Here is a 26474-nt window from a genome sequence, read left to right as displayed (position 1 = left end):
TCCTCCCCCACACCCCCACCCCCTAAAACTCTTATTGTATTGCAGTGTATTACAGCGAGTTGTCTGTACTGAAGCGGGGCAAAAAACAGCCCCACCGCATCACGCCATCGTATCGGCAATTGCCTCTGTATCTGACGCAAAAGGCGGGTTCCTGCGAACCCGCCTTTTTCAATACAAAAAGGGAGGCCCGTATGCCGGGCCTCCCCCAAAGTACATGTCAGCATCCGTCGTGAAAACGGCGTCGCTGAAGGTATGCGTATTGCCAGCTCTGGAGCCTTTAGAGCATTTTAACTTTGAAAAAGTGTACATGCTCTAGCGCTGCACTGTCGTGCAGCGCGCCACAACGTGGCGTGGATTCAGCCGCAAATCGCATTTTTTGGCTGAATGAACACTTTGAAATGCTTCTCATTTCAAAGTTGATCTGCTCCAGACCAGATTGCCTAGCCCTTGGAACCGCGCTTGGAGGCCTTGAGCGGGTTGACCTTCTTGGCGGACACGGTTTCGCTCTTGATAAGATTCTGGTTGTTGGCCCACAGTTCTTCGGGGTCCAATCCCAGTGCGCGCAGCCTCTCGTTAACATTCTGGCGCGCGGCGCTGTAACGGTTGGTGTCGGCGAGAGGTTTGCCCACGTAATTGGGCGTTGTCATATACAGGCCGGTGCTGTCGATGGCCAGCAGAAAGGTTGCGTTGTTTTCTTCAACAGTCTGAATGACCATCTCTTCTGTCGTGCCAAAACGTGTGTACATGCGGGATCTCCTTATGGTGACGAGCCGGGGCAAAACCGGTTCGCGCGGCGTGCCCCATCATTGTGAAAATGAATTTCATTGTCAAGATAAAATCCCTAGCCACTCTCCCCCACTCAATATCACAGCCCCACGGCAACCTCATACGTCTGATCAAAAACACTCGGACAGCTGAGTCACGACTACTGCCCGAACAGACGCATTCCATAAAAATGCGTACACGCTCCATTCATTGCGGCAACCTTTCGCCAAGGCCCCCTGGGGATACGCCTCAGGGATACATGACCTTTTGCTCTGAAAGGGGTTCCCTTTTACGCAGTTGCAGTTTTCGCCAGACTTTCGAAAAATACATACGCAGCGGAATATAATACAGCAGAAACCAGAAAACCATGCCCGGCTGGTTGCCAAAAAGCGGCAAATTAAAGGGCAGAACCGGACTCAGCAGGCCGAAACGCAGTTGCATCCAGGCAAATACAATGGGAACAGGCCAGAGCGAGGCCACAAAAAGCGCACCGCTCAACGAAAAATGGTACCCAAAGGCTTCATGTCCCTGGCGGTTGACGGCCTTGAAGGTTTCCTTGCTTCCGGTTGACAGGGCCTGTTCACTCAGCGTGTGATAGTGCTGCATCTGGTCCTGATACTTCTTCAGGCGTTTGGCATGCAGCCTGTTGGCCACGCTCAGGGTGACAAGGCCGAGAAGCACAGTAATAAGCGCCAGACAGCCCACGCCAAAAAAGTAGCCCACTTCCGGGTGCGGGATCACACGAAAAGGCAGAACCAGAACAGGATCGAGCCAAAGAAGAAATGTGTCTATCATGAGGTGTTCAGTAGCCCTTTATGTCTTCGGGTTTGCCGGCAGTTAAAAAAGTGTGCCCACACCATAACGCAATGGCGCGGTGGAGACAATTCTCCGCCGCGCCATTATTTTTATCTGGAACCGTGACTGCCGTTATACGTGAACCCCAGGGTCAGGCTGCCCAACTGCCGAGGCACCGACTTTAAGGATTTAGCGTTCCACGGCGGCCGCGCGCTCGCTAGCCGAACATCTTGATCTGGAAGAAGCCGCGCAGCACGTAGTCAGTGCCCACATAGAGCGCCAGCACGATAAAGAGGCGCTTGAGCCAGATTTCAGAGAAGAAGCGGGAGGTGTAGGGGCCAACAATGGAGCCTACCGTGATACCGAGAAGTTCGATGCTCACGAAGTTCCAGTCCACCAGCGCGCCGTGCAGCATGAGGGTGGTGATACCCGTGATCATGCTCACCAGAACGGCCAGAGCGGATGTGCCCGCAGCCAGATACATCGGAAGCTGGGTTACGCTGGTGATGAAGGGAACCAGCAGGAAGCCGCCGCCCACGCCAAGGAAGGCCGCGATACTGGCGATAACGACGCCGCCGACGAAGGGCAGCAGCGGGTTGAAAGCAAACTCGACGCCACAGAAGGTGAACACACAGCGGGTGATGCTGAAGGAAATCATGCTCACGCCAGTGGACGCTTTTTCGCCGGTGTTTTTGCTCTTGGCAGCGGCTTCAAAAGCCTTGGCGGCTTCCTTGGCTTTGGCCTTGGAACGCTGCCCCATGGGTGAGGTTTCCCAGATAAGATACAGGCCCAGCGCCAGAACGAACATGCCGAAATAGCCCTGGTAGGACGAGAAGTTCAGCTTGCCAGCAGTGAGCGAAGTGGACAGGTACGCGCCCACAATGGAGCCAAGACCCAGGGCAATACCCAGGGGCAGCACCAGACGCTTCATGCGGTAGTAGCTGAAGGTACTGATAACGGCTGAAAGACCGGCGAGCATCTGGTTGGAGGCGCGCACGGAGTCGGTAACAGCCTTGTTGAGGGGCGTCTTGCCGAAAGACTTTGCGTAGTTGCCAAGGCCGTGCACGGTCATGTGGCCCACGCCCGCCATAACGCCACCAAAAGCGCCCACGGTGGAGAATATCCAGCCCACCCACAGGGCCCAGCAAAAGGCCAGAATGAGGTTAACCGAGGGGCCACCGGGGATGCCCAGGTACCCAGGCGTGGCAGTGGCGTCGTACGTTTTGGGGGCGACCTTGATCTGTTCGGCAATGGCTTTTTTCAGCCCGGCCGGTGCCGACTGCAGCTGTGCGGCAATGGCAGGATCATCAATGGCCGCAGCCGGAGCCTTGGGAGCTTCAGCAGCCGGTGCAGCAGCAGCCGGGGCCTGCCCTTCAGCCGCAAAGACCTGACCCACGGTAAACAGCAACAACAAAACCAGACTGCCGCCAACCATCCATCTGTTTTTCATAAAGTTTCTCCTCCAGGTTTACTTTATATACACCAGATCATGCGCGCCCGTGCTCAGGCAGCGTAGATATGATCCCAAGCCCAGAATCATTGAATAAAAGTTAAACAATTCACATGGGATAACTGAAAAATCAGCACTCGCCTTGCAAAAGGTTAGTACTGCCGCAAACCTGTGTTGCCAGAGTCGGTCACGGTGTTTGAGGTACAGGGGTGCTTTCCCTAGTATCGTGCATAAACATTCATTTTGCAATACCATATTACCGAAAAACATTATCACGACCACAGGAAAAGTATATGACCATGCAATACAGTATTTGCATATTTAAAAATGTACACACACAATGCATACTTTATGTTATTGTATATACTAAATAGTAGACAAAAAAATTAACAGATATTTACTATTTTTTCCATGTTATATAAAAAAATAAAAAATTAGTAATTGCATTTATTTTACAAATTTGTTTTTAGTGCTTCTCTATAAACAACAATATATATACACGTGAAAATTTGAGATAAAGCAATGCCCTTCGCACCAGTGCCCGCCAGGATAAGTAATAGATATTTTTACGATCAGCCCTTGGCCGGCCCCTTTGAGGCTGTCGCGCTGCCAATCCATGCGGGCAGAAATTCACATATTGTATGGATATGCTGCCAGCCCCACCCCCTGCACGCCCGCCAGACAAGGATTTGCCGCAAGCCGTATGCGTTTTCGCCCTGGATGCCGATTCTCTTTGAAATGCTCGCAGTTCAATTTGCCATTCTGCCGAAAAATGCGCGGGCCGACAGTAAAAACAAAAAAAGACCGCCATGTAAAGGCGGTCTTTTGTTTTGTATCCGGCTACGGCATGGGCAAGCCCGTGCCTTTATTCGCTTTCAGGTTTATCCTTGGCGCTGCCCTCAGCCTTGGCCTTGGCTCCGGCGCTTTTCTTGACGCGCGGTGTGCCCGTGCGCAAGACCCGGAATTTGGTTACCGAGGGTTTGCGGTGCGTTGGAACCTGCATCAGGCATTTGGTGGGGCATTTTTCCACACAGGCCGAGCAGTACACGCACAGGAAGGGGTCATACACCCATTGTCCGGCCTTGGCGTCTACAGTGATGGCGTCCGTGGGACAGACCTTTGCGCAGGTACTGCAGAATATGCACCTTTCAACATCATTGGTTATTACGCCCCTGTATGCCGGGAAGGGCTCACGCTCTTCCAGCGGATACAGCCGCGTGGCGGGCTTGCCCGACAGGTTGCGCAATACGTTTTTAAGCATGTACATGGCTACCTCTCTGTGCAGGAGATGCACGGGTCTATGCTGAGCACTATGACCGGCACGTCGGGCAGTTTGCAGCCCGGCAACATGTGCAGCAGGGGCGGGACGTTGGCGAATGTTGGCGTACGCACCCGCATGCGTTCCAGATACTTGGTGCCATTGGCGCGTATGTAGTAGAACAGTTCGCCTCTGGGCTGTTCAACGCGGAAGACGGATTCACCATCAGGATTGCCGGGCACCTTGACGGTAAGCTCGCTCTCCGGCAGGCGGTTCAGGGCTTCGCGGATAAGATCCATCGAGTGCAGGACTTCATAGAAGCGCACCTTGGAACGTGCGTAGCAGTCGCCGTCGTTTTCCACCACAGGGATGAAGTTGAGATCGCTGTAAGCTGCGTAGCCATGCATGCGTTCGTCGATTTCCCATCCGCTGCCGCGCAGGGTGGGGCCGGCAGCGCCCAGCAGGCGGGCGTCGTCCTTGCTGAGGTAGCCTATGCCGCGCGTACGTTCCTGCACGGTATAGTCATCCAGCATGGTGCTTGTGAGTTCGCGCATGCCTTTTTGCAGTTCGTCCAGGCGGCCAAGCATCCAGCGGATCTGGTCGGGAGCGAGGTCGCGGCGCACGCCGCCCACCACGTTGACCGACAGGATCACGCGGTTGCCCGCCGTGGCTTCGCAAATGTCCATGACATGTTCGCGGATGCGCCAGAACTGCTGGAACACGCTTTCAAAGCCGAAGGAGTCCGCAAAAAGTCCCAGCCACAAGAGATGGGAATGGATGCGGTGCAGTTCAGACCAGATGACCCGCAAAAACTGGGCGCGCGGCGGGGCCGTGATGCCCATCATGTCTTCAATGGCGTTGCAGTAGCAGTTGGCGTGGATGCAGGAACAGATGCCGCAAATACGCTCCACCACAAAGACCATCTGGTTATAGTCCTTGGTGCGCACGAGGCTTTCCAGGCCGCGGTGCACGAAGCCGAGCTGGGGAATGGCCCCCACAACGGTTTCGTCCTCCACCACAAACTTGATGTGCAGAGGTTCGGGCAGCACAGGATGCTGCGGCCCGAAAGGAATCACTGTGGTGCGGTTGCTCATGCCTGATCTCCTTTGGCGGGTTCTGCCTTGGCGTCATCCTTGGCAGCCGCGGCGGGACGCCGGACGGTGGTCATGGTGAAATACGGGGCGTGGGTCACTTCGCCTTCCAGATACATGCCGCCCTGGTAGTCCAGGGGCAGGCCCGCAAAGCGCACGCCAAACTGGTCCTGGGTCTCGTTTTCAATGAGCACCGCGCAAAAGTATATGGAACTGATGCTCGGGATGGGCGCGTCCTTGTTCACATCCATACGCAGGTGCACCATGCCCTTGGCGTCCGTGGGCGCCCACATGCACAATTCGGGATTGTGGCGCAGGTCGGACATGGTGAGGTTTTCGTCAAAGTGATAGAACAGCCGCAGGGTGTTCTCGTCAACGACCGTCTGCGACATGGTGACAAAACGACATTTGGCGTTGGCCAGGCGCTGCACTTCAGCAAGCAGCGTATCGGGCGTCACGTCTTTGGCTTCAAAAAACATGGTTGCATCCTCTCCGGGCTAACCCGCGTTTTGCTGTGACTTGTCGCCTTCGGCAACGGGCGCTTGTTCATCTCGTGCGCCAGCGGGCGTTCCGTCTTCGTCACCTGGCATAAAGGTCGCTTCGGGCATGGGCCCCATGCCCATCTTGGCCTTGAGCACTGCCAGCGCTTCCACCACGCCGTCAATGATGGCTTCGGGCTTGGGCGGGCAGCCCGGCACAAAGACATCCACGGGGATGATGTTGTACGCGCCGTTAAGCACGTTGTAGGTATCCTTGAAGACGCCGCCGGAAAGGTTGCACGCGCCTATGGAAACCACGGCCTTGGGCGAAGGCATCTGATCATATATCTGCTTGAGCACGTGGCGGTTGCGGTGGTTGACCGTGCCGGTAACCAGCAGAACGTCCGCATGCTTGGGGTTGCCCGCATTGACCACGCCAAAGCGCTCCACGTCATAGATGGGCGTGAGGCAGGCCAGAACTTCAATATCGCAACCGTTGCAGGAGCCGCAGTCGAAGTGGACTATCCAGGGAGACTTCAGACGGCTCTGCTTAATCATCTTATCCAGAAAACCCATATGCCTGCCTCCTTACGCCACATACAGCCATAACAGATTAACCAGGGCCAATCCCATGCCGAGCAGCAGAGACCTCTTCTGCACCATCCACTGCCAGGTAAGCCGGGCCGTGACGTTATCGATGAGAATTTCCGTGAACAGCGAGGCAACCACCAGCGTGGCCATGCCAATGACGCTGGTATGCCAGAACATGGCGCAAAGCCCGAGAATGAGTATCAGGTCAAGCCAGTGAGCCACTTCAATGATGCCCAGGAACGGCCCCGAATATTCGGTCTGCACGCCCTTGACCAGTTCCTGATGGCCGTGATGGCTGGCCGAGATATCAAAGGGCGACTTGCGCAGCTTGATGGTCAGGGCATAGCCGAGGGCCAGGAACAGCAGGGGCATCTTGAGCAGCAGGGGCTGATCCTGCGCAAAAACGGCTTCAATGGAGAAGGAACCCGTGCACATGGCAAAGCCCACAAACACCAGAATGAGTATGGGTTCATAGGCCAGCATGAGCAAAAGTTCGCGCTGCGCGCCGATGTTGCTGTACGGCGAGGGTACGCACAGCGCGCCCACCACCTGAAAGACCGCGCCCACCGTGAGCACGAAGAACAACAGCAAAAGGTCGCCGCCCATAAAGAAGATGAACAGGGCCAGAGCCGAGGAAATAAGCGTCATATAGGCGCTGAAAACCAGCCACGCGTTGGTGACGTAGGCTTCTTTGCCGAACAGTTTGAGCACATCATAAAAAGGCTGGAGCAGAGGCGGCCCAAGACGCGATTGCAGGCGCGCCGTGACGCGGCGGTCCACCCCGGTCAGCAGCCCCCCTACCAGGGGCGACAAGATCAATCCGCCGATAGCACTGAGGATGGACAGCATCAGAGCAGACCTCCTACCAGAACGATGAGAAAGGCCGTGGAAATAATATCAATGGCCCTTGTGATGGTGCCTTCGCCAAAGTACTGAGACAGATAGAAGTTGGACAGGCGCACGGGTTCAAAGGCGTTCATGGGGCCCTTGAAGCCTATCTGCCCTGCCTGCTCCTGCGCCAGACCGGAGAAGTACGGTTGCGTATGCGCACCGTTGGGCACCTTTCTGGCGACCTTCCAGGCGACCCAGGCTCCGAGGCCCAAGAGGATGAAGAGCAGGTAAATCCAGAAGTACCCCGCCCCGCTCGTGAGCGACGCACCGGGGATGAAGCCCTCGCCCTTGAGGCCGAGACGTGCGTACACGCCAGCAACGGAAGGCTCCACAAAGGTCTTCAGCACCATCGGCGAAAAGAAGGAGAACACGATGGCAAGGCCGCAGAGTGAACGCAGGGCGAACATGACCGTAGCCTTGGGATTCCCGTGTGCCGGCCGTTCGTGCAGATTGGCCGAAGAAACCAGAATGCCGGCCCAACGTGCCCAGAACAGCACCGTGAAGGCCGACCCCAGCGCAATGAAGAAGATGATGGGCGTCATGGCCTGGGTGGCGCGCGCGATGGCCTCAATGGCCATCCACTTGCCTATGAGCATGCCGAAGGGCGGCAGCATCATGGTAAAGATACCGATGGCCGTGATAATGGCCGTGCGGGGCATCTTGCTGTACAGGCCGCGCATGTCTTCGATATCGCGCGACCCGATGCGCTGTTCAATGGCGCCCACGCACATGAAGAGCAGGCCCTTGGATACGGAGTGGTAGATGATGATGGTTGTGGCCGCCATCATGGACGCCGCCGTATTTATGCCCACACAGGCGATGATCAGGCCAAGGTTGGCGATGGTGGAATAGGCCAGAATCTTTTTGGCATTACTCTGGCTGACCGCGAGAATGCACGTGCCCACAAAGGTGAATGCGCCGAACAGCGCCACGATGGTGGACATGGTGGTATCTGCAAAGGCCGGGGCCATGCGCAGCAAAAGATAGGTGCCAGCCTTGACCATGGTGGCGGAGTGCAGCAGGGCCGAAACCGGAGTAGGAGCCACCATGGCTCCGCACAGCCAGCTTTCAAACGGCACCTGGGCCGACTTTGTAAAGGCTGCCAGACAGAAAAAGGCGAAAGGCAGCAGCATGGCTGTGCTCTTTACATCCATAGCCGTCATTTTTTGCAGGACGATTTCAGTGGACAGCGTGCCAAGGCTCTTCTGGACAAAAAGCATGGCCGAAACAAAGGCAAGACCACCGAGAACGTTCATCCACAAGGCGCGGTAAGCATTGGCATTGGCTTCTTGCGTCTGATCATGACTGATAAGCAAATAGGAACAGAGTGTCGTTACTTCCCAGAAAAAGAACATCCACGAAAGATTGTTGGAAAGCACCAGGCCATTCATGGCCCCAAGAAAACAGAATATAATGGCGAAAAAACGGGGTTTGCGCGATACGCGCAAATGCAGGTGCTCTTCATGAATATCCATGTACCCCAGGCCGTAAATGGTGATAAGACCACCCACGACAGAGATGATGATAACCATGATAAGCGAAAGGCCGTCGGGCGCAAAAGCCGTGATGGGGGCTGCTCCGTCCGCGAGAACGAACTTCAGGTAAAGCAGGCCCACCAGTTGCAGTGCCGTCATGCCCATGACCGTTCTGCTGCCGAGTTTCCAGCCCAGTCCCAGAATATAGAGCAGCAACAACAGATCAAGCAGGCTGAACAGGCTGTCCAGCGGTATGCCACAAAATGAGTCCGCCTCCAGGCGGAACGCGCCGTTAGATCCCATGATCACGGCTGCCAGCGCCATCACCGCAACCGCTGCAGGCACGAGAAGCTTGCGGGTGCGGTCAAGCTGTGTGAAATAGAGTACAAGCGCCACAATGAAGGGCAGCGCCACACAGCAAAAAACAAGTGTATTCATAATTTTTGCCCCACTACATTGCGAGTTGTGAAAATATTCACCCTAACTCGTTTCTCACAACATAAAACTAATGTGCTTCCTCCTCCCTTCCTGATACTTTTCACGATTTCTAGAGTTAAACGAACTGGCATTTTGCGTCAATAAGAAAGAAAATTTCCTCATTCATTGATTAAACAGTCTGCAAAAATTTCGTGTCGTTACTTGCCCTTCGCTTAATATGCCTTGATTTTTTTTGCTTTCATAACAGCGCCTCCGGCACTGCTCCCCTCTGCGCTTCTTTTTGCGGTCAGTCGCAAAAGTTGCTTTGCGGTCATAGCACCGCGCAAATGGCATTTCGCGCAAACTCTATACTGGCGGTTCATGTGACAATAAGTACAGTCCATCCCTGCGTGCAACAGTTGCCCGAACACGATGTCGCAGCATGACACAGTTCAGAAAAAAATGTTCACGCCGCCATTTTCATCAGCGCAGCAAATGAAAAATGCAGCGTTTCGGTCCAGAGCAGATTAACTTTGAAATGTTACATAGTTCAAAGTTTTCATTCAGCCGAAAAATGTGATTTGCGGCTGAATCCATGACACGTTGCGGCGCGCTGCACTGTCGTGCAGCCTTAGAGCATTTACACTTTTTCAAAGTTGAAATGCTCTGATTTCAACGATCTGCCACTGTCCGTCCGGCGCATGCGCACCGCTTGTTCCAAAAACAACCAGAACAGCAGCCAGCGCTGCAAGCAGACCCACACAGAGTAGGCCAGATACATGCGGCAATGGAGTGATGCCTGGCGGGCACTGCCTCCAACATCCCAGCGCTCGAACAGAAACCTTGTTGTACTCTGCTAAAACACGGTAAAAATTTTAGGGGGTGGGGGCGTGGTGGAGGAGACCCTTTCTCAAAAGGGTCCCTCCCCCACAAAACACTGCAACGTGGCGCTCTCCCCGTTCAGATCCTAATCCTGTAATCTCTGTACCCCTTTTGCGCAAAAATACAAAGGCGGCCCTTTTCATGGCGGAAGCGGGCACTCGCGCGCTTGCCGGATGAAAAGGGCCGCCTGACGTTGCGCCACCAGAGCATTTAACACTTGAAATGCTCGCGTACGGCAGGCAAAAGCCTGACTACTCGCATTTCGTGGCAAGGATTTTCAGGAAAATCCTTGCAAAACAGTCAACTCGTTTCATTCATAAACTGCTCAAAAAACGCGAACAGCCATGCCGTGTTGGGGAAGCCCTGACTAAAGAGCCTCCTGGAAACGCGCTGGTATTTCCTTAGCCGAGCTTGGTGGCGTCAATGACGTTATAGTCAAGCCCCAGTTGCTTGCCGGGGATGCCAAGGGCCAGCCCCACAAACTGCGAAAGATGCAGCACGGGCACGCGGGCCTTGGACTTGCTTATTTCCTGTGCATTGTCCTGATAGATGTCCAGCTGCATCTGGCAGAGGGGACAGGGGGTGACAATGCAGTTTGCGCCGCCGGCAGCGGCGTCGTTGACGATTTCGCTGGTCATGTGCATGACGGATTTTTCCGCCGGATAGACGGCATGAAAACCGCAGCAGTCCAGCCGCTTGGCAAAGGGCGCGGTCTGTGCGCCCACGGCGCTGACAATGGTTTCAAAGCTTGAGGGATTCACGGAGCTTTCGAAACCAAGGGCCGATTCCGGCCGCAGGCTGTGGCAGCCGTAGAACGCCGCCACTTTAAGGTTTGTGAGCGGTTTGACGACCTTGGACTTGAGCACGTCGGCATTCCGGGCCAGCACCCAAAGCAGGCTGGTCACATCGCTGGTGCCTTTGTAGGCCATGTTTCCCTTGGCCAGAAAGATATTGATGCGGTCTTTCTGCCCGCTGTCCAGCTCTTCCTTGGCGCGGCGCAGCATGAGCAGACAGGTGCTGCACGAGGTGAGTATGGGCAGCCCCATCTTTTCGGCCAGCGCCAGGTTGCGGGCGTTGGCCACAAGGGTTGCCACGTGATCCACGTCCTGAGCCTGCGAAGCGCCGCAACAGCTCCAGCCGGGGATCTCCTTGAGCGTGATGCCCAGGATCGGGGCCACAGCTTCAAGGGCCATCTTGGATTCCTTGGCGGCCTGAGTCAGCACGCAGCCGGGGAAAAAGGCATATTCGGTCTGCATACGGTTACTCCTTCGCAGCGGCGTGCGCCGCCTCAATCATCTTCACAAGGGCATCGTGCCCTTCAATGGTTTCGCCGCCGAAAACTTCCAGCGGGTTCATCTTGCCCTGCCGCAGCAGGGTGATGGCCATGCCCGCTCTGCTCAGGGTGCTGACGCCCTCTGTGCGCAGGGCAAGCCGCACTTCATTAAGCCTGCCGGAATCGTCCACCAGGTCCGTATAGAAGGACTTGGCATGGGCGGGGCCAACGCCCTCGGTCATGCCCTTGGCCATGACCATGGCGCGCATGGCCGCGATGTCGTCGGCGGAGCTGATGCCCTTGGGGCAACGGTTGGCGCATTCCTGACAGTGTACGCAGTTCCACAGACCGCCAGCCACGGAAGGCTTGCCGTGCAGCAGGGGATCCTTGGTGCGTGAGTCATTGGCAACACGCCAGGCATGCGTGAACACGAAGGGTTCCATATAATCGCGGTTGTCGGCCGTGAGCTTGTTGCACTCCGAAGCGCAGCAGCCGCAGATGATGCAGTCCCACTGCTTCTTGATGCGGTCAAATTCCGCCTGGGTCTGGCGGCAGCCTTCCTTCTCGGAAAACTCGGACTTGGCCACCATGCCGGGATGGATTTTACGCAGATTGTCCACAGCAGGTTCCCAGTCCACCACAAGGTCTGAAATGACCTTGAAATTGGCCAGGGGCGAGATGCGGAACGTATCCGTGCCATAGGTTTTCATGAGGTCGTCCATCTTGGTGTCGCAGGCCAGAATGGCATGGCCGTTGACCCTCACGCCGCATGCGCCGCAAATGGCGCAACGGCAGGACGCCGTGAAATTCAGCGTGGGGTCCTGGGTCTGCTTGATGAACAACAGGGTATTGAGCACCGTCTTGCCCGCCACATCGTCGGTGGCAAGGGTGTAGGCCTGCTCGTAGTGTTTTTTGCCGTCAAAGCGGTCAATAATAAGGGTAGCCATCAGTATTTCCGCTCCTCAGGCTTGAATTTGGTGATTTGCACATCTTTCCAGCCCATGTGCAGCTTGCCGCTTTCATCCATGGTGACCATGCTGTGCTTGAGGTAGTTGACGTCATCACGCTTGGGATAGTCCTCGCGCGTGTGGGCGCCGCGGGATTCCTTGCGCTCTGTGGCGGCAAGGCAGGCGGCCTGAGCCAGTTGCAGCATATTCCCCAGCTCCACGTATTCCGTGAATACGGAGTTGAAGACAGGGTTGGCGTTGGGCACGCGCAGGGCAGCATAGCGCGAGCGCATCTCGTCCAGGGTGCCCGCCAGGGAGGCAAGCTGGGCCTCGGTACGGAAGATGCCCATGTTGTCCCAGAGCTGTGCGCCCATTTCTTCGCGCAGGGCATACAGAGCCTTGGCGTCGCCGCCGCTCGTGACATTCTTGAAGCGGCTCTGCCATTGCTCCGTCAGATCGGCCAGGCCCTTGCCCGCACTCTGATCAGCCGTGGTCGCATAGGCAGCCGCGCCGTTTCCGGCGATCTTTCCTGTCACCACCGCATCGGCCAGCGAGTTGCCGCCCAGACGGTTGGCGCCGTGGATGGACACGCAGGAAGCCTCGCCAGCGGTAAACAGGCCGGGCATGGGGGTGGACATGTCATCAAACTTGTCCACGGCAATGCCGCCCATGGAATAGTGCGCCGTGGGGCGGATGATCATGGGCTTGTCCACAAGGTCTATATTTTCAAACAGCTTGCCGACGTGGCGGATCTGCGGGAGGTCATTGATGATCTTGTTCCTGCCCAGATGCACGAGATCCAGCAGCACATAGGATTCCAGCCCATGGCCATAGCCACGGCCTTCGCGGATTTCGGTTTCAATGGCGCGGGCCACGATGTCGCGCGGGGCCAGTTCCATCTTGGCCGCCGCATAGTTTTTCATGAAGCGCTCGCCCTTGTTGTTGAGCAGGTAGCCGCCCTCTCCACGCGCCGCCTCGGTGATAAGCACGCCGCCGTGCACCACGCCAGTGGGGTGGAACTGGATCATTTCCGGATCCGCAAAAGGCACGCCTGCGCGCAGGGCCGCCGCCACGCCGTCGCCAGTGGCAATGTACGGGGTGGACGTACGGTTCCAGAAAATGCGGGTATACCCACCCGTGGCCAGCACCACTGCCTTGGCGCGCACCGGGGCGATTTCTCCGGTACGGATGTTGCGCAGCACCGCGCCTTCGCAACGGCCGTTGTCAACGCCAAGATCCAGCAGTTCGTAATCCATGAGGAACTTCACGCCATGGGTCAGGGCCTCGTCCAGACAGACATGGGCCACAATATGGCCAGTCTTGTCGGCGGAATAGTTGCAGCGCACCTTGGACGCGCCGCCAAAAGGCCGGGCCTTTACCCTGCCGTCTTCCGTGCGGGAGAAAGGCATGCCAAGATAGTCCAGTTCCAGGATCGTGGGGCCAGCCTGCTCGCAGAACTTGAGCGTGGAATCCTGGTCCACAAGGTAGTCGCCGCCCTTGACGGTGTCATAGCAGTGCAGTTCGTAGGAATCGCCCTTGCTGAAATCCGTAACGCCGTTGATGCCGCCTTCGGCCATACAGGTGGCATTGCGGGAGGGCATGCATTTGCTGACCACCACCACGCTGAGCTTGGGATTCTTTTTCATGGCGGCCACAGCGGCGCGCAATCCCGCGCCGCCCGAGCCGATTATAAGGATATCACATGTGGCCATGGGGCCAATACCAGTAACGGCAGCCAGGGCCTTGTCAAGGCCGCTGGCGCTCACCGTCAGCGCGCTGAGGGTGATACAGGCCGATTGCAGAAATTTTCTGCGGGTAAACTGTTGCGTCATAAAATAATCCTCAGAGGTAAATGAATGTCTCTGGCAACCTGGGCGGGGCCATGCCTTATATCCGCCTGTATCCGCCAGGCCGCAGGACTGAGGCATCCGTTCATTGCAGGTTGTTTGCACAATCAAACAGCCTTTCGCTTGCGCTGCTTGTATCTTACCGCACCACATGGTTAAGAGTAAACAGCATTAATAACATACTGGAAAAGAACAGAAATTTTTAGGCCGTAAAAATCTGCCGACAAGAAAATCTCAACATCGCCATGTCATGACTTCATAACACACTTGAATAAAACAACTATAAGAAAATCTATTTAAATTCATGATAAAAAAGGCGCATAGTGCCCTGCTGCTAAAAATTTACACCTTTTGCAGTTCACCCAAATAGTGCACAAAAGTATATACTGGGCGGCAAGCCTTAAGGAGTCTGCCTGCGTAAAAAATAAAAATATGTGCTTCCGCACACATACCTTCCCGTTGATCCAAAAAGCAGGACGGGCAAGCGCTGCAGCGCATCTGCGTGTGCTAACAGATGCCACCCGCACGTTCGAATAATTTAAAAACTTTAGGTAATATAGCAAAATAAAAGGAGAAATTTCTTTACAGATGGGAACGGCTGTTTTATCTCTTGCCAATAAATAGATTAAGGTATTTACTATACATATCATTCTGTAGAGGATCGGCATGTACAGAAGCAAGCAGCAGATTAAACGCATCTACGCCATAGCCTTTATTGTCGGCGGCCTTTTCCTTGTCTGCAGCCTCATGTTGCTGCGGCACGCGACCAGGCAGATCGAGCAGGTAAACATAATACACCTGTATGAAACCACAACGCAGTTGCGAATACTGCTGCAACGCCAGCTGGCGCAAAATTTTCAGACCCTTCACGCCTTGCCACCACAGTCAGCTACATGTCGCAGCAAAAAACGCTTCCGCTGCATAAAGAAATCCGCAACAACAGCAGCTTTACACACATCGGACTCATCACCCCCTCGGGCCTGGGCGATGTGGCTGATGCGCAGGGCATTGTCGCCCGCAACGTGGACTTCTCTGAAGAGGAATCGTTTCACACGGCCCTTGCGGGAGGAGCGGCTCTCTCCCCTCCCCGCAAAAATCCCTACGCCCCAGGTCAGGTGATCTACTGTACTGTGCCCGTGCCCAGTGATGAGCACGTCAGCCATGTACTGATCGGGCTGACAAGGGCGGACGTTTTTTTGAATATTCTCAGCACGCCCCTTTTCAATGCCAAAGGCTTTGCGGGGCTGATTGACGCTCAGGGGCACTTTATTCTGTCCTCAGACCGTGGCCCCGCCAGCGGCGTGGAGAACATTTTTGACCTTGGTCATGTGAATGAAGCCGACCACCAGGAAGCCCTGAACAAGCTGGCTCAGGGCCATAGGCACTATTTTTTGTATCATAATGAGAATAAACAGTATCTTGCGGCTTTTGACCCCATTCAGAGCAACAACTGGCTTCTTTTCTGCGCGGTGCCGCTGGACGCGCTGGATCTCGTCTCTCCCCTGCTGCTGTACGGTGGAGGCGTTGTTACCATTCTGGCGCTGATCTGCTTTCTCTTCCTGGCCTGGCGCGTATACCGGCTGACAGAATGGCGCGACCGCCAACTGCAAAAGCTGGCTTTTGTCGACCCCGTAACCGGCGGCATCAACAGTCATCGTCTGCAACTGGAAGCAACAGAACTTTTGCGAAAAAATCCGGATACGGTCTTTGCCGTTTGGCTGGCAGACATAAAGAATTTCAAGTTCTACAACAAAATGCTCGGGGTCAAGGCGGGCGACAAAGAATTGCGGCGCATTGCGCGCATACTTGAAAAAAACTGCCGTGGCCCGCTTGCCCGCTGCTGTCACATCACTGGCGATACTTTTGCCGGAATTATGCCTTTTACAGACCATGAAAGCCTGATCGCCACCTTTGCGCATACCGCCAGCGAGATAGAGCGCGGCGCATATGAGCCCTCCAATGTTTTTCCCCTTCACCTGCATGCGGGCATTTACACGACAGATGCCATTGAGGAAGAAGAACTGCCCTTTATGGAAATGATAAACAGGGCCAGCATCGCACTGCTTGTGGCCAAAACTGCGGAAGAAAGCGCCTTTCGCTTTTATACTGAAGATATCTGCGAGCATGCCCTCAGTCTCTGCAGCTAGAGCAGACTAAGAAAACGCGTAGTTATTCCGTTTGGCGCGTTGCTTCACTTTTTTGAAACAGTCGAGGACGGAAGAGCCCACTCCTGCTTCAACAAAAGATCGCGCCTTGCCAAAGAAAATAACTACGCGTTTCCAGAAGGTTCTTGAATCAGTGCTTCCCTAACGTTGCAATGCTTTACGTTTCAATTTGCCACTCTGTCGAAAATACGACTTTTGGCGGAATTCACACCATGCTACAACGCTTTGCGCCCTCGTGCAGTGTGAGACGTGTACTTTTTTTCAAAGTGATACTGCTCCAGGCAGCGGCGTCTGCGTATACCTATACCCGGTGGTTACCACACGCCAGGGCGCGTCGGTTGCCCGCAGACTAGCGCAAGTAAACATCTGTAAGTCTGGATAGTTGCACACCGCACTGTCACAAAGCCCGTGCATTGCTGCCACGGCCGCCCGCTTTGGGCTTGCCCCCCACGCCATCCGGCCAAGTTTTACGCACTGCGACGCGGCCTGCACCTGCAGCCGCTGCAGTCTCCCGCAGTACCCCGCAGTCTCCCGCAGCACCCCGCCAGTAGCACGCCAGTAGCACGCCAATACCCCGCCAGTACCCAGCCAGCCTAAAAGTATCTTGCGCCCAAAAAGCAATAGTGCTATGTGAAATCTTTGTTTCAAAATTTCGCCGTTTACGGCTTGCGTTTTTCAGGTTGTGCCTGCCGCCAGGCATTTCACAGGCTGGCGGTTTTCAATTCTTTACCCCCCAGAACCAGAGGCAAAAAAGATGCCCATCGCCATTCCGCGCTCAGGCGCTGATGATAGGCCCATTGTTCCCGATGTCTGCATAAGCGACCTTTCAAAGCTGGTCATCCGGCCCGCTACGGTTGAGGATGTGCACGGCATGTCGGCGCTTATCAACCAGTATGCTTCGGCCAACGTCATGCTGGCCCGTGGCCCCCAGTACCTGTACCAACACATACAGGACTACATGGTGGCCACAGCGCCCGCAGCGGACGGCGGCCGCGATGTCATCGTGGCCTGCGGGGCCGTGCACGTTCTCTGGGCCGACCTGGGCGAAATCCGCTCTGTGGCGGTGCATCCGTCCTGCCAGGGACAGGGTTTTGGCAGGCGTCTTGTGTCAATGCTGGTGGAGCGTTGCCGCAGCCTTGCCCTGCCGAGAGTCTTTGTTTTTACTCTCGTGCCGGACTTCTTCGCCAAATGCGGCTTCAAGGAATTTGACAGGGACGACATGCCCCCAAGCGTTTGGGTCGAATGCAGCAAATGCCCCAAATTCTACTGCTGTGACGAAATAGCCATGCTTCTGCCGCTATGACGTCCCGCGCCCTTTTGACGGCGCAAACGGCAGCAAAAAAACGGCTTTAATCAGCACAGCAGGGCCGGCCCGTTTTACCATACGGCAGGCCCATCACTCCATTCAAAGGTGGAACAGCGCATGAACAGACTGCAAAAAAGAGACTTTCTGAAGGAAACCGACTTCACGCCGGAAGATCTCACCTATCTGCTGGACCTGGCGGCCAACCTCAAGCAGGCCAAAAAAACGCGCCGGGAGCCAAAGTTTTTGCGGGACAAAAACATTGTCATCCTGTTTGAAAAAGATTCCACCAGAACCCGCTGTTCCTTTGAAGTGGCTGCGTATGACCAGGGCGCGAACATAACCTACCTTGGACCTTCCGGCTCGCAGATGGGCAAAAAAGAGTCGCTGGCCGACACCGCCCGCGTGCTTTCCCGCTTTTATGACGGCATCGAGTACCGCGGCTTTGGCCAGGAAAGGGTTGAAGCGCTGGCCGAACATGCTTCTGTGCCGGTGTGGAACGGGCTGACCAATGAATGGCATCCCACCCAGCTTCTGGCGGACATGCTGACCATGCGCGAATGCTGCCCCAAGCCGCTGAACCGTCAGACCATGGCCTATCTCGGCGACGCGCGCTACAATATGGGCAATTCGCTTATGGTTGGCTCTGCCCTGCTGGGCGTGGATTTTCGTTCTGTGGCCCCTCGGGCGCTGTGGACTTCTGACGAGGTGTATGAAATTGCCTGCCAGATCGCCCAAGAAACCGGGGCCCGTATCAGCCGCACCGAGAGCGTTGAAGACGGCGTTCGTGGCTGCGACTTTCTGTCAACGGACGTATGGGTCTCCATGGGCGAACCTGACGATGTGTGGAAAGAGCGCATAGAACTGCTCACTCCCTACCGCATCACTGGCGACACCATGCGCCTGACGGGCAATGACGACTGCAAGTTTCTGCATTGCCTGCCGAGCTTCCACAACCGCAGCACAGCCGTTGGCGAAGAAATCTTCCAGCGGTTCGGCATTGATTGCATGGAAGTCAACGACGAAGTTTTTGAATCGCCGCGCAACATGGCCTTTGAAGAGGCGGAAAACCGCCTGCACACCATCAAGGCCGTGATGGTGGCAACCCTGGCTGAAGAGCCGCTTGTTTTCGGCAATTAACAGAGCCTGACAGCGCATGGCTGGCAGAAAAACGAAACAGATCTGTACGGTCGGGAGAGCCCAAACCGCGAGTCACGCCCTAAAAGGGCCTGGAAGGGCCCAGAAGCGTCGCGACTTGCAGCCAACCCGCTGCCGGAATATGCCTTTCGTCAGCGTAAGATCGGACATGCCTGTCGTCAGAGTAAGATATTGACGAGCAGAGGCGCTCTCCCTATAGTGGTGCGCCACAAAGCCGGATGCCAATGGCATACGGATCACGCGCCCGTAGCTCAGTTGGACAGAGCAGGAGCCTTCTAAGCTCTTGGTCAGGGGTTCGATTCCTCTCGGGCGCGCCAGAAAAATCAAGCTCTTACGGTGGAAACACCGTAAGAGCTTTTACTTTTCCCCGCACCATTCCCGCACGCATAACAAGCTGCTCCTACCGGCGAGGTCGCTCCTCTTTCTGCCACGCCTGACCATAATGGGGCTTATGAACTGTTGGCAGACCGAGGCGGTGCATTAAATATATTAAATAAATTCACAGTATCATAAAAACAATCAGGCAAAAAAAGCCCGATTAACCTCCTGGTCGGCGCATATTTGTAACAGCCCTCCTTTTTGCCCGGCAGAGGGAATCTGGACAGGTTTGCCCCCCCGCAGCACGGATTAAGGCCGCAAAAAATCCCGACCCATGAACTTGAGCCGGGATTTTTGTTTCAACCCGTCTGGTGGCTAATTCGGGCTATTATGCTCACTCCCTTCGACCTTGGCTTTCTTGTACAATAACCTCACCTAAAAAGTGCCAGGGTCGCCGGGTTCGTCAAGCTCAAAGCCGAACCGCTTACCCACGCAATTGCATCAGCCATCGCGCCCGAGGTTGCGGAACTTGTTGTCCAGCTACAGAACATATCCCCCATCAGGCTGCCAAGGCCACTCACCAGCGGGCCAAGGATGAATTGACGGATAGCGAGGCGGGCAAGATTGTTGATTAAAGAGCTGATAAAGTCCGTAAAGTTCATCTTGCCCGTGGTCAGCATCTTCGTGAAAGAATCTTCCACATTAGCAAAAAACAAGGTGGTCAGTCTTTCAAAATTACGTGCAAAGCCGGTGGCGTCATTGGCGCAACGCACCAGACGTCCGACCTTGAGGAAGGCGGATGGCTTACCGAGCCACCTGCGCTGTTGGAGCGACTTAACCGTAAAACCAGTAATCTCAGCGGTCTGTTCTTCTCCAGCAGTTTGGAGATTGGTTCCAAATTGCAAGGCATTCTTCCCGGTGGGCTTTGTGCCCGAGTTACTTTCACGAATCTGCATAAAAATTACCTCCATGTTTTGAAAAAACGCTATCACGGCTTTTTGAAATCCTTATAGATCCTGGGGAATAAGCCGGATTATTTCGGCAATAAGCACCATTGACATTCTTTTACGCTCTACCTATTTGCGGCAGCACCCTTTCTTTTCATTGAACGTAACATGCGTTTTGGGGGTTATTTGCTTTGACACACCGCAGGGTATCTAAGAAGCGTCTAAGCCTACTTGACAGGGTTTTCCTTCCCAGTTTGCTCCACTTATTTTTAGCCTCTCCCCTCTTCCTCCATCTTCGATATTCTTTTGTGCAAAATGCACCACCCGGTTTTCCCCGTGTGCAGCTCTGTACAGCTAGGAACAGCTAACCGGGGGATTGACATACTTTTTGCCGCTGGTTCATGAAAAAATCTCCACTTTCGACATGCGCCCATCATCCAAATTGATTAATCTGTACCATGAGATTTTGGGCCTGCGCAGCAAAGCGCGACATGGGTAGGGATGACGAGTCAAAGTGGGGATTGACATGAGAGCCACAACATTCCTCAATGTGGAATAACTTCAAGCATGGCATTCCGTGCGTAATTTCTTTAACCTGCCGACTACGCAGAAATCTTCTCCTGAATTTTGCCCATTTCTTTTTAGCCGCCCGACTCCACACGCTATAATGAAGTTCCGCGCCTAGCTGTCACTAACTAGAAATTTTAGTGCTTTTTAAAATAGATGGATGATATCGCCCCCGTCACGTACTGGCAGAACGCAAAAAAGCCCTCTCGACGAATCGAGAAGGCTTTCAAAAGACCTGCAAGGTCTACTATGTATGTTTATGCTATACCGTCAGCAAGCGACGGGGATCAATGTTCAGGGCATCGGCCAGAAGCCGGGCGTTCTTCTTGCCAATGGGGCGCTTGCCGTTTTCCATTTCGCTGATATGGCGGGCGGGGATGCCCGTTGCTTCCGCAAGCTGCACCTGGGTCAAGTCTTCCCGATAGCGCGCGCCCCGCAGATAAACGGTGGGCTTTTCCTCATTGCTGAAGGGGAACACTTCCTCAATGGAATATGCTTCCTTTTCTTCGGCAATGCCCTTCAGGCGCATGAAGGCGCGCACTTCTGCAACCAGCGCCGGGGGAACCGCGAAGGAAAGGGGCACCGTTTCAATAGGGGGCTTTTTCGTGCGTTCCAGCATAAAGCACCTCGATCAGTTTGATCTTTTTATCCGTCACCTGCCATACGGCCACATAACAGGGCTTGCCCTTTTTAATATGGCAATGGTGGCGACTGTCAGAAAGTTTGCTATAATTAGGCCACTGGCCCTGTACCGGGCCGGATTGTTGTATGTCGGCGACCAAAAGAAACAAGGCCTCGTATACGGGGCGCGGCATATCCTGAATCTGCTTCCGCGCACGCTTCAGAATGGTCACAGTCCAATTCATGTCCTGCCCTTTGATACTGTATTTACTATTTTTTGGTAAGTCGTCAAGGGGTAAATTTTCAGCCTTTTTCCCGCATGCTGATATCCCTGCGGGTATCAATGACACTGGCTGCCTTGCACAGAGCCTCATCCCGCAAATGGCTATATTTTGTGTCATGGCCGGGCTTCTGTGTTCGAGCAGCTTTTAAAGACTGTAAAGGTCAACCTGGCAGCTGCTGATGAGCATCCTTGCATAGCAATGACGCAGGCCATGCAGAGGGCGGAAGTCTTTGGGCAGCTCGGCCTTGTCGCGCTTCCTGCGGGCCGTACGGCGAAAATCCTGACGCTGCCCTCCATCCTTGCCGGAGACACAAAGGGGCTTGCCTATACTGCCCCCTTTATAGCTAGCCCATTTTTCTGCGTTCGGTGATGCTCTGCCCGCCAACGCCCCAGTTGTCCATATCTACTTCTTCAATAATGACCACGGTGGTGGCAGGATTTTTATTCAGCACACGCACCAGCAGGTCTGTTGCGCCCTTGATAAGTTCCGCCTTCTGCTCCGCAGTGGGAGCTTCTTTACCGCCTGTCACCTTGATATTCACGAATGGCATATGGCCCTCCAGTTTTTTTGTGCGCCTGCTCCGTGGCCCGGCACCCTGCCGGAAAGCGCGCTTTTACTGCGCGCTGTCCACATAATCGTTGAGCACATCAGCAATGATGGAAATGCCTTCTTCAATACGGGCTTCTTCCATATTGGAAAAGTTCAGGCGCAGGGTATTTTCCTGTCCGCCGTTTGGGAAAAATGGCCCGCCCGGCACAAAGGCGACTTTGCGCTTTATACAGGCATCAAGAATACTTCGAGAATCCATTGATTTTGGCAAGGTCACCCAGGCAAAAAGCCCCCCTTCCGGCCGCGTGAAGCGAACACCCTGCGGAAAATGACGCCCCAGGGCAGAAAGCAGAACATCCCGCCTGTTTTTATACACGCCAAGGATCTTCTTGATGTGAGCATCAATATCATGTTTTTCAAGATAGGCGGCGATGACGGCCTGGACAAAAGTATTGCTTTGCAGATCAACGCCTTGCTTAACAAGAACGTATTTTTGCACGATATTTTTGCTGCCAGCTACCCAGCCAATCCTAAAACCCGGACAGAGTATTTTTGAGAACGACCCAAAGGAAATGACCCGGCCATCTCTGTCAAACGACTGCACTGACGGAAGAAATTCGCCCTCAAAGCGCAGTTCGCCATAGGGGTTATCCTCCAGAACCATAACCCTGTGCTGGGCGGCCAGTTCTGCAAGGCGCTTGCGGCGCTCCAAACTCATGGTTCGCCCTGTGGGATTCTGAAAGTTGGGGATCACATAAATCGCCTTGACCCGCGTGGTCGTTTCAAGAAGTTTGGCAAGATCATCCGTGCACATGCCGTCCTCATCGGTGGGCACTTCCACAAAACGGCAGCCATAAGCCCTGAAAGCGGTAATAGCCGCAAGATAGGTGGGGCTTTCGCACAGAATAACGTCGCCTTCATCAATAAAAACCTTGCCGCTGAGATCCAGTCCCTGCTGCGAACCATTGGTTATCAGGATATTGTCCTCACTAAAAGCAGTGCCCAATGTGGCGTTCATTCTGCCCGCTATCCATTGGCGCAAAGGAAGGTATCCTTCGGTAGTGGCATACTGCAAGGCTCTTTGCCCGTCGTGCGCCAGCACTGAAACGCATATATTGCTGATGGCTTCAGTGGGAAAAAGTTCGGGCGCGGGCAAGCCTCCGGCAAAGGATATAACATCAGGCTGTTCGGTAATCTTTAAAAGCTCGCGTATTTCTGACGCTTTTAACATTGAAATTCTTTGCGCGTAGGCAGTGTCCATTGCTGCACCTTTCAAAAGTAAAAAAATTGCGTTGAGCACTTATCCTCGTTGTTTAATAGTACAAAGGCAAGCAAAACCACTCCAATAGTGACCAAACAAACCTCATATGTCGCAAAAACGGCGCGGATGCTTTCACATCCGCGCCGGTTACAATACTGTGCGGTGCGCCTTTGCTGACACGCCTACTTTTTATTCATTTCAAACCACTTTTGCCCGCCCGTGACGATATAGCCCTTGGGCGAAAGATCCTTGCCCTTGAGGCCGGGGTAGTCGGGGCCGTAACGGTACGCACGATGGATCATGTTCTGGTACATGTGCGTTACAGGAACGCCTTTGGGGGTGCGCAGCACGTGTTCGGCATCCAGCATGATCGGGGTGTTTTTGCCTTCCATGATGGGGCTGATGAATTCCCACACAACCTTTTTGTCGCGGGTGACTTCAAAAAGATGGCCGTGCTGAGTAGAGGTAACAAGATAGTTGCCGTTGGGCAGCTTTTGCGCTGCGCCCTGGCGGTAACTGAAGAAACTGTTGCCGTCATTGGCCGCGTATTCCCAAACAATCTTGCCGGTGGTCATGTCCACTTCCAGCACGCGGGAGCGGTTGGGCTCGGCGCGCTCAGAACCGTTATCGAATATGGACATCATGTTTTCCCCAATCATAGCGGCATTATGTGAGCCAAAAATGATCTGGGACTGATCGTCATACCATGTAGGACCCTGGCCTTTGCCGTGGGACGAGGGGTTGCCCCAGCGCCATTCAATTTTGCCAGTCTTTTTGTCGATAAGCAGGGCTTCGGAAAAATTGCGCGAATTCACGAGAACTTTATCGTTTCCGTCTTTACCAGGCACAAATTCCACCGTGTTAAAGTGCGACCAGTCATAGTTGTCGTACCCTACTCCAACTTTTTTGGGGACGACGTAGTTGGGGTCGAGCTGGTCCTGTCCCTTGCCCACATGATCCATAAGATGCCATTCCCACACGGTTTTGCCGTTTTTGTCCACTTCGCGCACAAAGTCCACCCAGAAGTCGGTGTGCGGCTTGCCCTTGATCATTACGGGCTCAGAGGGGATGGTTTTGGGGTCACGCCCCTTGGCGGCCATTTTGTCGTTAGAGATCCGCTCCCAACCCAGAATCAGGGTGTTGCCGTTGGGCATGCGGTCAAAGGTATGGTGCGAGATATGATCCTTGTCGGCCATGCGGTACGACCAGACCACATTGCCGTCCCAATCCACTTCATCAAGAATGCCCGCCCAGCCACCGATCTGTGCGTTGGCATCTTCATCCTTTACGTTGCGCAACAGGAGCAGATTGCCGTTGGGCAGCAGACGGGAGTGAAAACTGGAACCCTCAGCGCCTTTGACTTCCCATGTGTGAACAATATTGCCCTCCATATCCATAAGATAGGTGACTTTGTTTTTTTCAGTGGGAGTGAATAGTGTATACCCGTTAAAACACTTGTCTTTCTCGTAATACAATACGCCCGTGGGCCCGTTATGAAGCTCGTAGGCAACCGCATTGACGGCAAAAGAAACAGCGAAGGCAACAACCAGAAGCGTAAGGCGTTTGAACCTCGTTCTCATAACCACTCCTCTGTTCACGTGAAGTACGAATTTTCCTCCCATTGAGGATAATTTTGGTTGTGACAGAGTTCACCACTGGCCAATGTAGTATGGACGACACTTTTGTGAGCACCGAGCATTTAATTTTTCAACACCCTACTGTTACTCAATATTTTTTTACATGCCCTTTGCCCTGCACGTAAAATCCTTTGCGCTGAAACAAAGGAACAAGCATTGCCGTTCGTCCACACGGCAATACAAATAAATTTTAAATCAAGGATGTTGTTAAGATAGAACTGAGATGTTTACCGATGGCGTGACGCTGGAAGGACTGTCGCTGTTCCCCCAGCTTGGGATCAGAAAACTCTTTGCCTAAGATAAAATTCACTAAGTCATTTAGGAGGTGGGACGTGGTTGATCAGCCCCTTTTACTAAAAGGTTGCTCGTCAACAAAACATTTTTAGGTGCCATGCTCTGGCGGGTGTACGCGCTGCATGGGCAATTCGCGCTACGCCAGCAAAAAATCTTTGTCTCCATTGTCGTCAGCAATACATGCAAACACGGCCTTGAGCTCATCTGGTATTCTGACAGGCCGCCCACTGGTGAGATCGATGTATACCCACTGGGTTTCGGCCTCAACCAGCACGGCATCATCAGACTCACGCACAAAGCGGTAACGCCGTATGCACTGGCGGGAGGCGAATGAGGATATCCATGTGGCAGCCACAATGTCTTCACCAAGCAAGGCCGGACGCTTGTAGACAACAGAGTGACGACGCACTACCCAGCCCTGCGCCAGCTCTTCATAGCGGGCCATGTCCCAGCCCTTGTCGGCGGTGTGTGCTGTGGCAAGGTCCTGCATCCATTGCACATAGCAAACATTGTTGACCCGGCCCTGCCGGTCGATATCCTGCGCTGATATATGTATTTTTTGCCTGAAAATGGACATTCAAATCACTCCAATCACTAATCTGTGTTAGAGACAGAATACGCCGAAACCCGTCAAAAAAAAAGTCCCGTCATGCTGGATGGATGCGGGAGCCAATAATCAATGACACGCCTTTACCGAACTTATATTCAAGGTGAAAGCGTGCGCTGCATTGCGCGGCGCGGAGGAAGATCACCGAGCGAAGCGAGGAAGCTCCCGCAGCAATAGCCGCGCAGCGTTACTACGTCCATGATGGTGAAGGTTGTTTTGCCCGGTTACACATTGGGCACACTACGGCTGACCAATAGCCCAGGTGACGGCATGTGCCCTGTGGGCACGGGAGCTTTTCTTTTCTGTTGTTTGGGCCGCCTCCGGCGGGCGGCGATGTGTAGGTCAGCGGACTGGCGCTCTGAAGAAAATGAAGCAGGGCTTGTCCTTTGAGAGGTGGCTTTTGTGCCCTGCGGGCACGGGAGCTTTTCTTTTCTGTTGTTTGGGCCGCCTCCGGCGGGCGGCGATGTGTAGGTCAGCGGACTGGCGCTCTGAAGAAAATGAAGCAGGGCTTGTCCTTTGAGAGGTGGCTTTTGTGCCCTGCGGGCACGGGAGCTTTTCTTTTCTGTTGTTTGGGCCGCCTCCGGCGGGCGGCAAGGCGGGGC

Annotated in this window: 22 protein-coding genes, 1 tRNA gene and 1 pseudogene; 4 read left to right on the top strand and 20 right to left on the bottom strand. The window is 54.3% G+C overall.

Features of this window, described 5'->3' with window-relative positions:
• Positions 1–440: 440 nt before the first annotated feature.
• From RBR41_RS08275 to RBR41_RS08215, 13 genes and pseudogenes are all read right to left on the bottom strand, one after another.
• Positions 441–746: a hypothetical protein gene (locus RBR41_RS08275; RefSeq protein ID WP_291302957.1), complete on the bottom strand. Its 306-nt coding sequence runs from the start codon at positions 744–746 to the stop codon at positions 441–443.
• 268 nt (positions 747–1014) lie between these two features.
• Entirely contained in the window at positions 1015–1560 is a 546-nt protein-coding gene (locus RBR41_RS08270) for a hypothetical protein (protein WP_320352111.1), read from the bottom strand.
• 217 nt (positions 1561–1777) lie between these two features.
• Positions 1778–3010, bottom strand: coding sequence for a sulfite exporter TauE/SafE family protein (locus tag RBR41_RS08265; RefSeq protein ID WP_320352110.1), 1233 nt, complete (start codon positions 3008–3010; stop codon positions 1778–1780).
• 865 nt (positions 3011–3875) lie between these two features.
• On the bottom strand, positions 3876–4277 hold the full coding sequence (locus RBR41_RS08260; RefSeq protein WP_320352109.1) for a 4Fe-4S binding protein: 402 nt from the start codon (positions 4275–4277) through the stop codon (positions 3876–3878).
• A gap of 2 nt (positions 4278–4279) precedes the next feature.
• Complete coding sequence (locus RBR41_RS08255) at positions 4280–5362, bottom strand: nickel-dependent hydrogenase large subunit (protein ID WP_320352108.1); 1083 nt, start codon at positions 5360–5362, stop codon at positions 4280–4282.
• A complete protein-coding gene (locus tag RBR41_RS08250; RefSeq protein WP_320352107.1) occupies positions 5359–5838 on the bottom strand; it encodes an NADH-quinone oxidoreductase subunit C in 480 nt (159 codons plus the stop codon). The genes RBR41_RS08255 and RBR41_RS08250 overlap by 4 nt, the downstream gene beginning before the upstream one ends.
• Before the next feature lie 135 nt (positions 5839–5973).
• Positions 5974–6414 (bottom strand): annotated as a pseudogene (locus RBR41_RS08245) (NADH-quinone oxidoreductase subunit B family protein); the annotation flags it as partial.
• Between the two features lie 12 nt (positions 6415–6426).
• A complete protein-coding gene (locus tag RBR41_RS08240) occupies positions 6427–7278 on the bottom strand; it encodes a complex I subunit 1 family protein (RefSeq protein WP_320352106.1) in 852 nt (283 codons plus the stop codon).
• Entirely contained in the window at positions 7278–9233 is a 1956-nt protein-coding gene (locus tag RBR41_RS08235; protein WP_320352105.1) for an NADH-quinone oxidoreductase subunit L, read from the bottom strand. The genes RBR41_RS08240 and RBR41_RS08235 overlap by 1 nt, the downstream gene beginning before the upstream one ends.
• Before the next feature lie 1262 nt (positions 9234–10495).
• A complete protein-coding gene (gene sdhE / locus RBR41_RS08230; protein WP_320352104.1) occupies positions 10496–11350 on the bottom strand; it encodes an 8-methylmenaquinol:fumarate reductase membrane anchor subunit in 855 nt (284 codons plus the stop codon).
• A 4-nt stretch (positions 11351–11354) separates the two neighbouring features.
• Positions 11355–12314, bottom strand: coding sequence for an 8-methylmenaquinol:fumarate reductase iron-sulfur subunit (gene sdhB / locus RBR41_RS08225; protein WP_320352103.1), 960 nt, complete (start codon positions 12312–12314; stop codon positions 11355–11357).
• The gene (sdhA, locus tag RBR41_RS08220) at positions 12314–14146 is read right to left on the bottom strand and encodes an 8-methylmenaquinol:fumarate reductase flavoprotein subunit (RefSeq protein ID WP_320352102.1); all 1833 of its coding nucleotides are present in this window, start codon (positions 14144–14146) and stop codon (positions 12314–12316) included. Before sdhA ends, sdhB begins: the two co-directional genes overlap by 1 nt.
• Before the next feature lie 618 nt (positions 14147–14764).
• Positions 14765–15031 (bottom strand): hypothetical protein, encoded by a 267-nt coding sequence (locus tag RBR41_RS08215; RefSeq protein WP_320352101.1) that lies wholly within the window; start codon positions 15029–15031, stop codon positions 14765–14767.
• A gap of 23 nt (positions 15032–15054) precedes the next feature.
• Between RBR41_RS08215 and RBR41_RS08210 the strand changes: the two genes are divergently transcribed.
• The 4 genes from RBR41_RS08210 to RBR41_RS08195 all read left to right on the top strand — a co-directional run bounded on the left by RBR41_RS08210 (position 15055) and on the right by RBR41_RS08195 (position 19104).
• Entirely contained in the window at positions 15055–16308 is a 1254-nt protein-coding gene (locus RBR41_RS08210) for a diguanylate cyclase domain-containing protein (RefSeq protein ID WP_320352100.1), read from the top strand.
• Between the two features lie 772 nt (positions 16309–17080).
• Entirely contained in the window at positions 17081–17629 is a 549-nt protein-coding gene (locus RBR41_RS08205) for an N-acetyltransferase (RefSeq protein ID WP_320352099.1), read from the top strand.
• A gap of 120 nt (positions 17630–17749) precedes the next feature.
• Complete coding sequence (gene argF / locus RBR41_RS08200) at positions 17750–18769, top strand: ornithine carbamoyltransferase (RefSeq protein WP_320352098.1); 1020 nt, start codon at positions 17750–17752, stop codon at positions 18767–18769.
• A gap of 258 nt (positions 18770–19027) precedes the next feature.
• Positions 19028–19104 (top strand) — tRNA-Arg (locus RBR41_RS08195).
• Positions 19105–19536: 432 nt separating this feature from the next.
• On the opposite strand, the gene RBR41_RS08190 is transcribed toward RBR41_RS08195, so the two are convergent.
• From RBR41_RS08190 to RBR41_RS08160, 7 genes are all read right to left on the bottom strand, one after another.
• Entirely contained in the window at positions 19537–20061 is a 525-nt protein-coding gene (locus tag RBR41_RS08190; protein ID WP_320352097.1) for a phage tail tape measure C-terminal domain-containing protein, read from the bottom strand.
• 820 nt (positions 20062–20881) lie between these two features.
• On the bottom strand, positions 20882–21238 hold the full coding sequence (locus tag RBR41_RS08185; RefSeq protein WP_320352096.1) for a helix-turn-helix transcriptional regulator: 357 nt from the start codon (positions 21236–21238) through the stop codon (positions 20882–20884).
• The gene (locus RBR41_RS08180) at positions 21207–21641 is read right to left on the bottom strand and encodes a hypothetical protein (RefSeq protein WP_320352095.1); all 435 of its coding nucleotides are present in this window, start codon (positions 21639–21641) and stop codon (positions 21207–21209) included. Before RBR41_RS08180 ends, RBR41_RS08185 begins: the two co-directional genes overlap by 32 nt.
• Positions 21642–21867: 226 nt before the next feature.
• On the bottom strand, positions 21868–22074 hold the full coding sequence (locus RBR41_RS08175) for a 4-oxalocrotonate tautomerase family protein (protein ID WP_320352094.1): 207 nt from the start codon (positions 22072–22074) through the stop codon (positions 21868–21870).
• A 63-nt stretch (positions 22075–22137) separates the two neighbouring features.
• A complete protein-coding gene (locus RBR41_RS08170) occupies positions 22138–23304 on the bottom strand; it encodes a PLP-dependent aminotransferase family protein (RefSeq protein WP_320352093.1) in 1167 nt (388 codons plus the stop codon).
• Between the two features lie 212 nt (positions 23305–23516).
• Positions 23517–24914, bottom strand: a complete 1398-nt coding sequence (locus RBR41_RS08165) for an aryl-sulfate sulfotransferase (protein ID WP_320352092.1) — start codon at positions 24912–24914, stop codon at positions 23517–23519.
• Between the two features lie 487 nt (positions 24915–25401).
• Entirely contained in the window at positions 25402–25842 is a 441-nt protein-coding gene (locus RBR41_RS08160; protein WP_320352091.1) for a thioesterase family protein, read from the bottom strand.
• Positions 25843–26474 lie beyond the last annotated feature (632 nt).

The sequence above is a fragment of the Desulfovibrio sp. genome (assembly GCF_034006445.1).
Lineage (GTDB): Bacteria > Desulfobacterota > Desulfovibrionia > Desulfovibrionales > Desulfovibrionaceae > Desulfovibrio.
This window is presented reverse-complemented; position numbering and strand designations above follow the sequence as displayed.

Excerpts from the sequence above, each read along its gene's own strand:
- RBR41_RS08275 (WP_291302957.1), bottom strand. The coding sequence starts at position 746 with ATGTACACACGTTTTGGCACGACAGAAGAGATGGTCATTCAGACTGTT.
- RBR41_RS08270 (WP_320352111.1), bottom strand. The coding sequence starts at position 1,560 with ATGATAGACACATTTCTTCTTTGGCTCGATCCTGTTCTGGTTCTGCCT.
- RBR41_RS08265 (WP_320352110.1), bottom strand. The coding sequence starts at position 3,010 with ATGAAAAACAGATGGATGGTTGGCGGCAGTCTGGTTTTGTTGTTGCTG.
- RBR41_RS08260 (WP_320352109.1), bottom strand. The coding sequence starts at position 4,277 with ATGTACATGCTTAAAAACGTATTGCGCAACCTGTCGGGCAAGCCCGCC.
- RBR41_RS08255 (WP_320352108.1), bottom strand. The coding sequence starts at position 5,362 with ATGAGCAACCGCACCACAGTGATTCCTTTCGGGCCGCAGCATCCTGTG.
- RBR41_RS08250 (WP_320352107.1), bottom strand. The coding sequence starts at position 5,838 with ATGTTTTTTGAAGCCAAAGACGTGACGCCCGATACGCTGCTTGCTGAA.
- RBR41_RS08240 (WP_320352106.1), bottom strand. The coding sequence starts at position 7,278 with ATGCTGTCCATCCTCAGTGCTATCGGCGGATTGATCTTGTCGCCCCTG.
- RBR41_RS08235 (WP_320352105.1), bottom strand. The coding sequence starts at position 9,233 with ATGAATACACTTGTTTTTTGCTGTGTGGCGCTGCCCTTCATTGTGGCG.
- sdhE (WP_320352104.1), bottom strand. The coding sequence starts at position 11,350 with ATGCAGACCGAATATGCCTTTTTCCCCGGCTGCGTGCTGACTCAGGCC.
- sdhB (WP_320352103.1), bottom strand. The coding sequence starts at position 12,314 with ATGGCTACCCTTATTATTGACCGCTTTGACGGCAAAAAACACTACGAG.
- sdhA (WP_320352102.1), bottom strand. The coding sequence starts at position 14,146 with ATGACGCAACAGTTTACCCGCAGAAAATTTCTGCAATCGGCCTGTATC.
- RBR41_RS08210 (WP_320352100.1), top strand. The coding sequence starts at position 15,055 with ATGTCGCAGCAAAAAACGCTTCCGCTGCATAAAGAAATCCGCAACAAC.
- RBR41_RS08205 (WP_320352099.1), top strand. The coding sequence starts at position 17,081 with ATGCCCATCGCCATTCCGCGCTCAGGCGCTGATGATAGGCCCATTGTT.
- argF (WP_320352098.1), top strand. The coding sequence starts at position 17,750 with ATGAACAGACTGCAAAAAAGAGACTTTCTGAAGGAAACCGACTTCACG.
- RBR41_RS08190 (WP_320352097.1), bottom strand. The coding sequence starts at position 20,061 with ATGCAGATTCGTGAAAGTAACTCGGGCACAAAGCCCACCGGGAAGAAT.
- RBR41_RS08185 (WP_320352096.1), bottom strand. The coding sequence starts at position 21,238 with ATGCTGGAACGCACGAAAAAGCCCCCTATTGAAACGGTGCCCCTTTCC.
- RBR41_RS08180 (WP_320352095.1), bottom strand. The coding sequence starts at position 21,641 with ATGACACAAAATATAGCCATTTGCGGGATGAGGCTCTGTGCAAGGCAG.
- RBR41_RS08175 (WP_320352094.1), bottom strand. The coding sequence starts at position 22,074 with ATGCCATTCGTGAATATCAAGGTGACAGGCGGTAAAGAAGCTCCCACT.
- RBR41_RS08170 (WP_320352093.1), bottom strand. The coding sequence starts at position 23,304 with ATGTTAAAAGCGTCAGAAATACGCGAGCTTTTAAAGATTACCGAACAG.
- RBR41_RS08165 (WP_320352092.1), bottom strand. The coding sequence starts at position 24,914 with ATGAGAACGAGGTTCAAACGCCTTACGCTTCTGGTTGTTGCCTTCGCT.
- RBR41_RS08160 (WP_320352091.1), bottom strand. The coding sequence starts at position 25,842 with ATGTCCATTTTCAGGCAAAAAATACATATATCAGCGCAGGATATCGAC.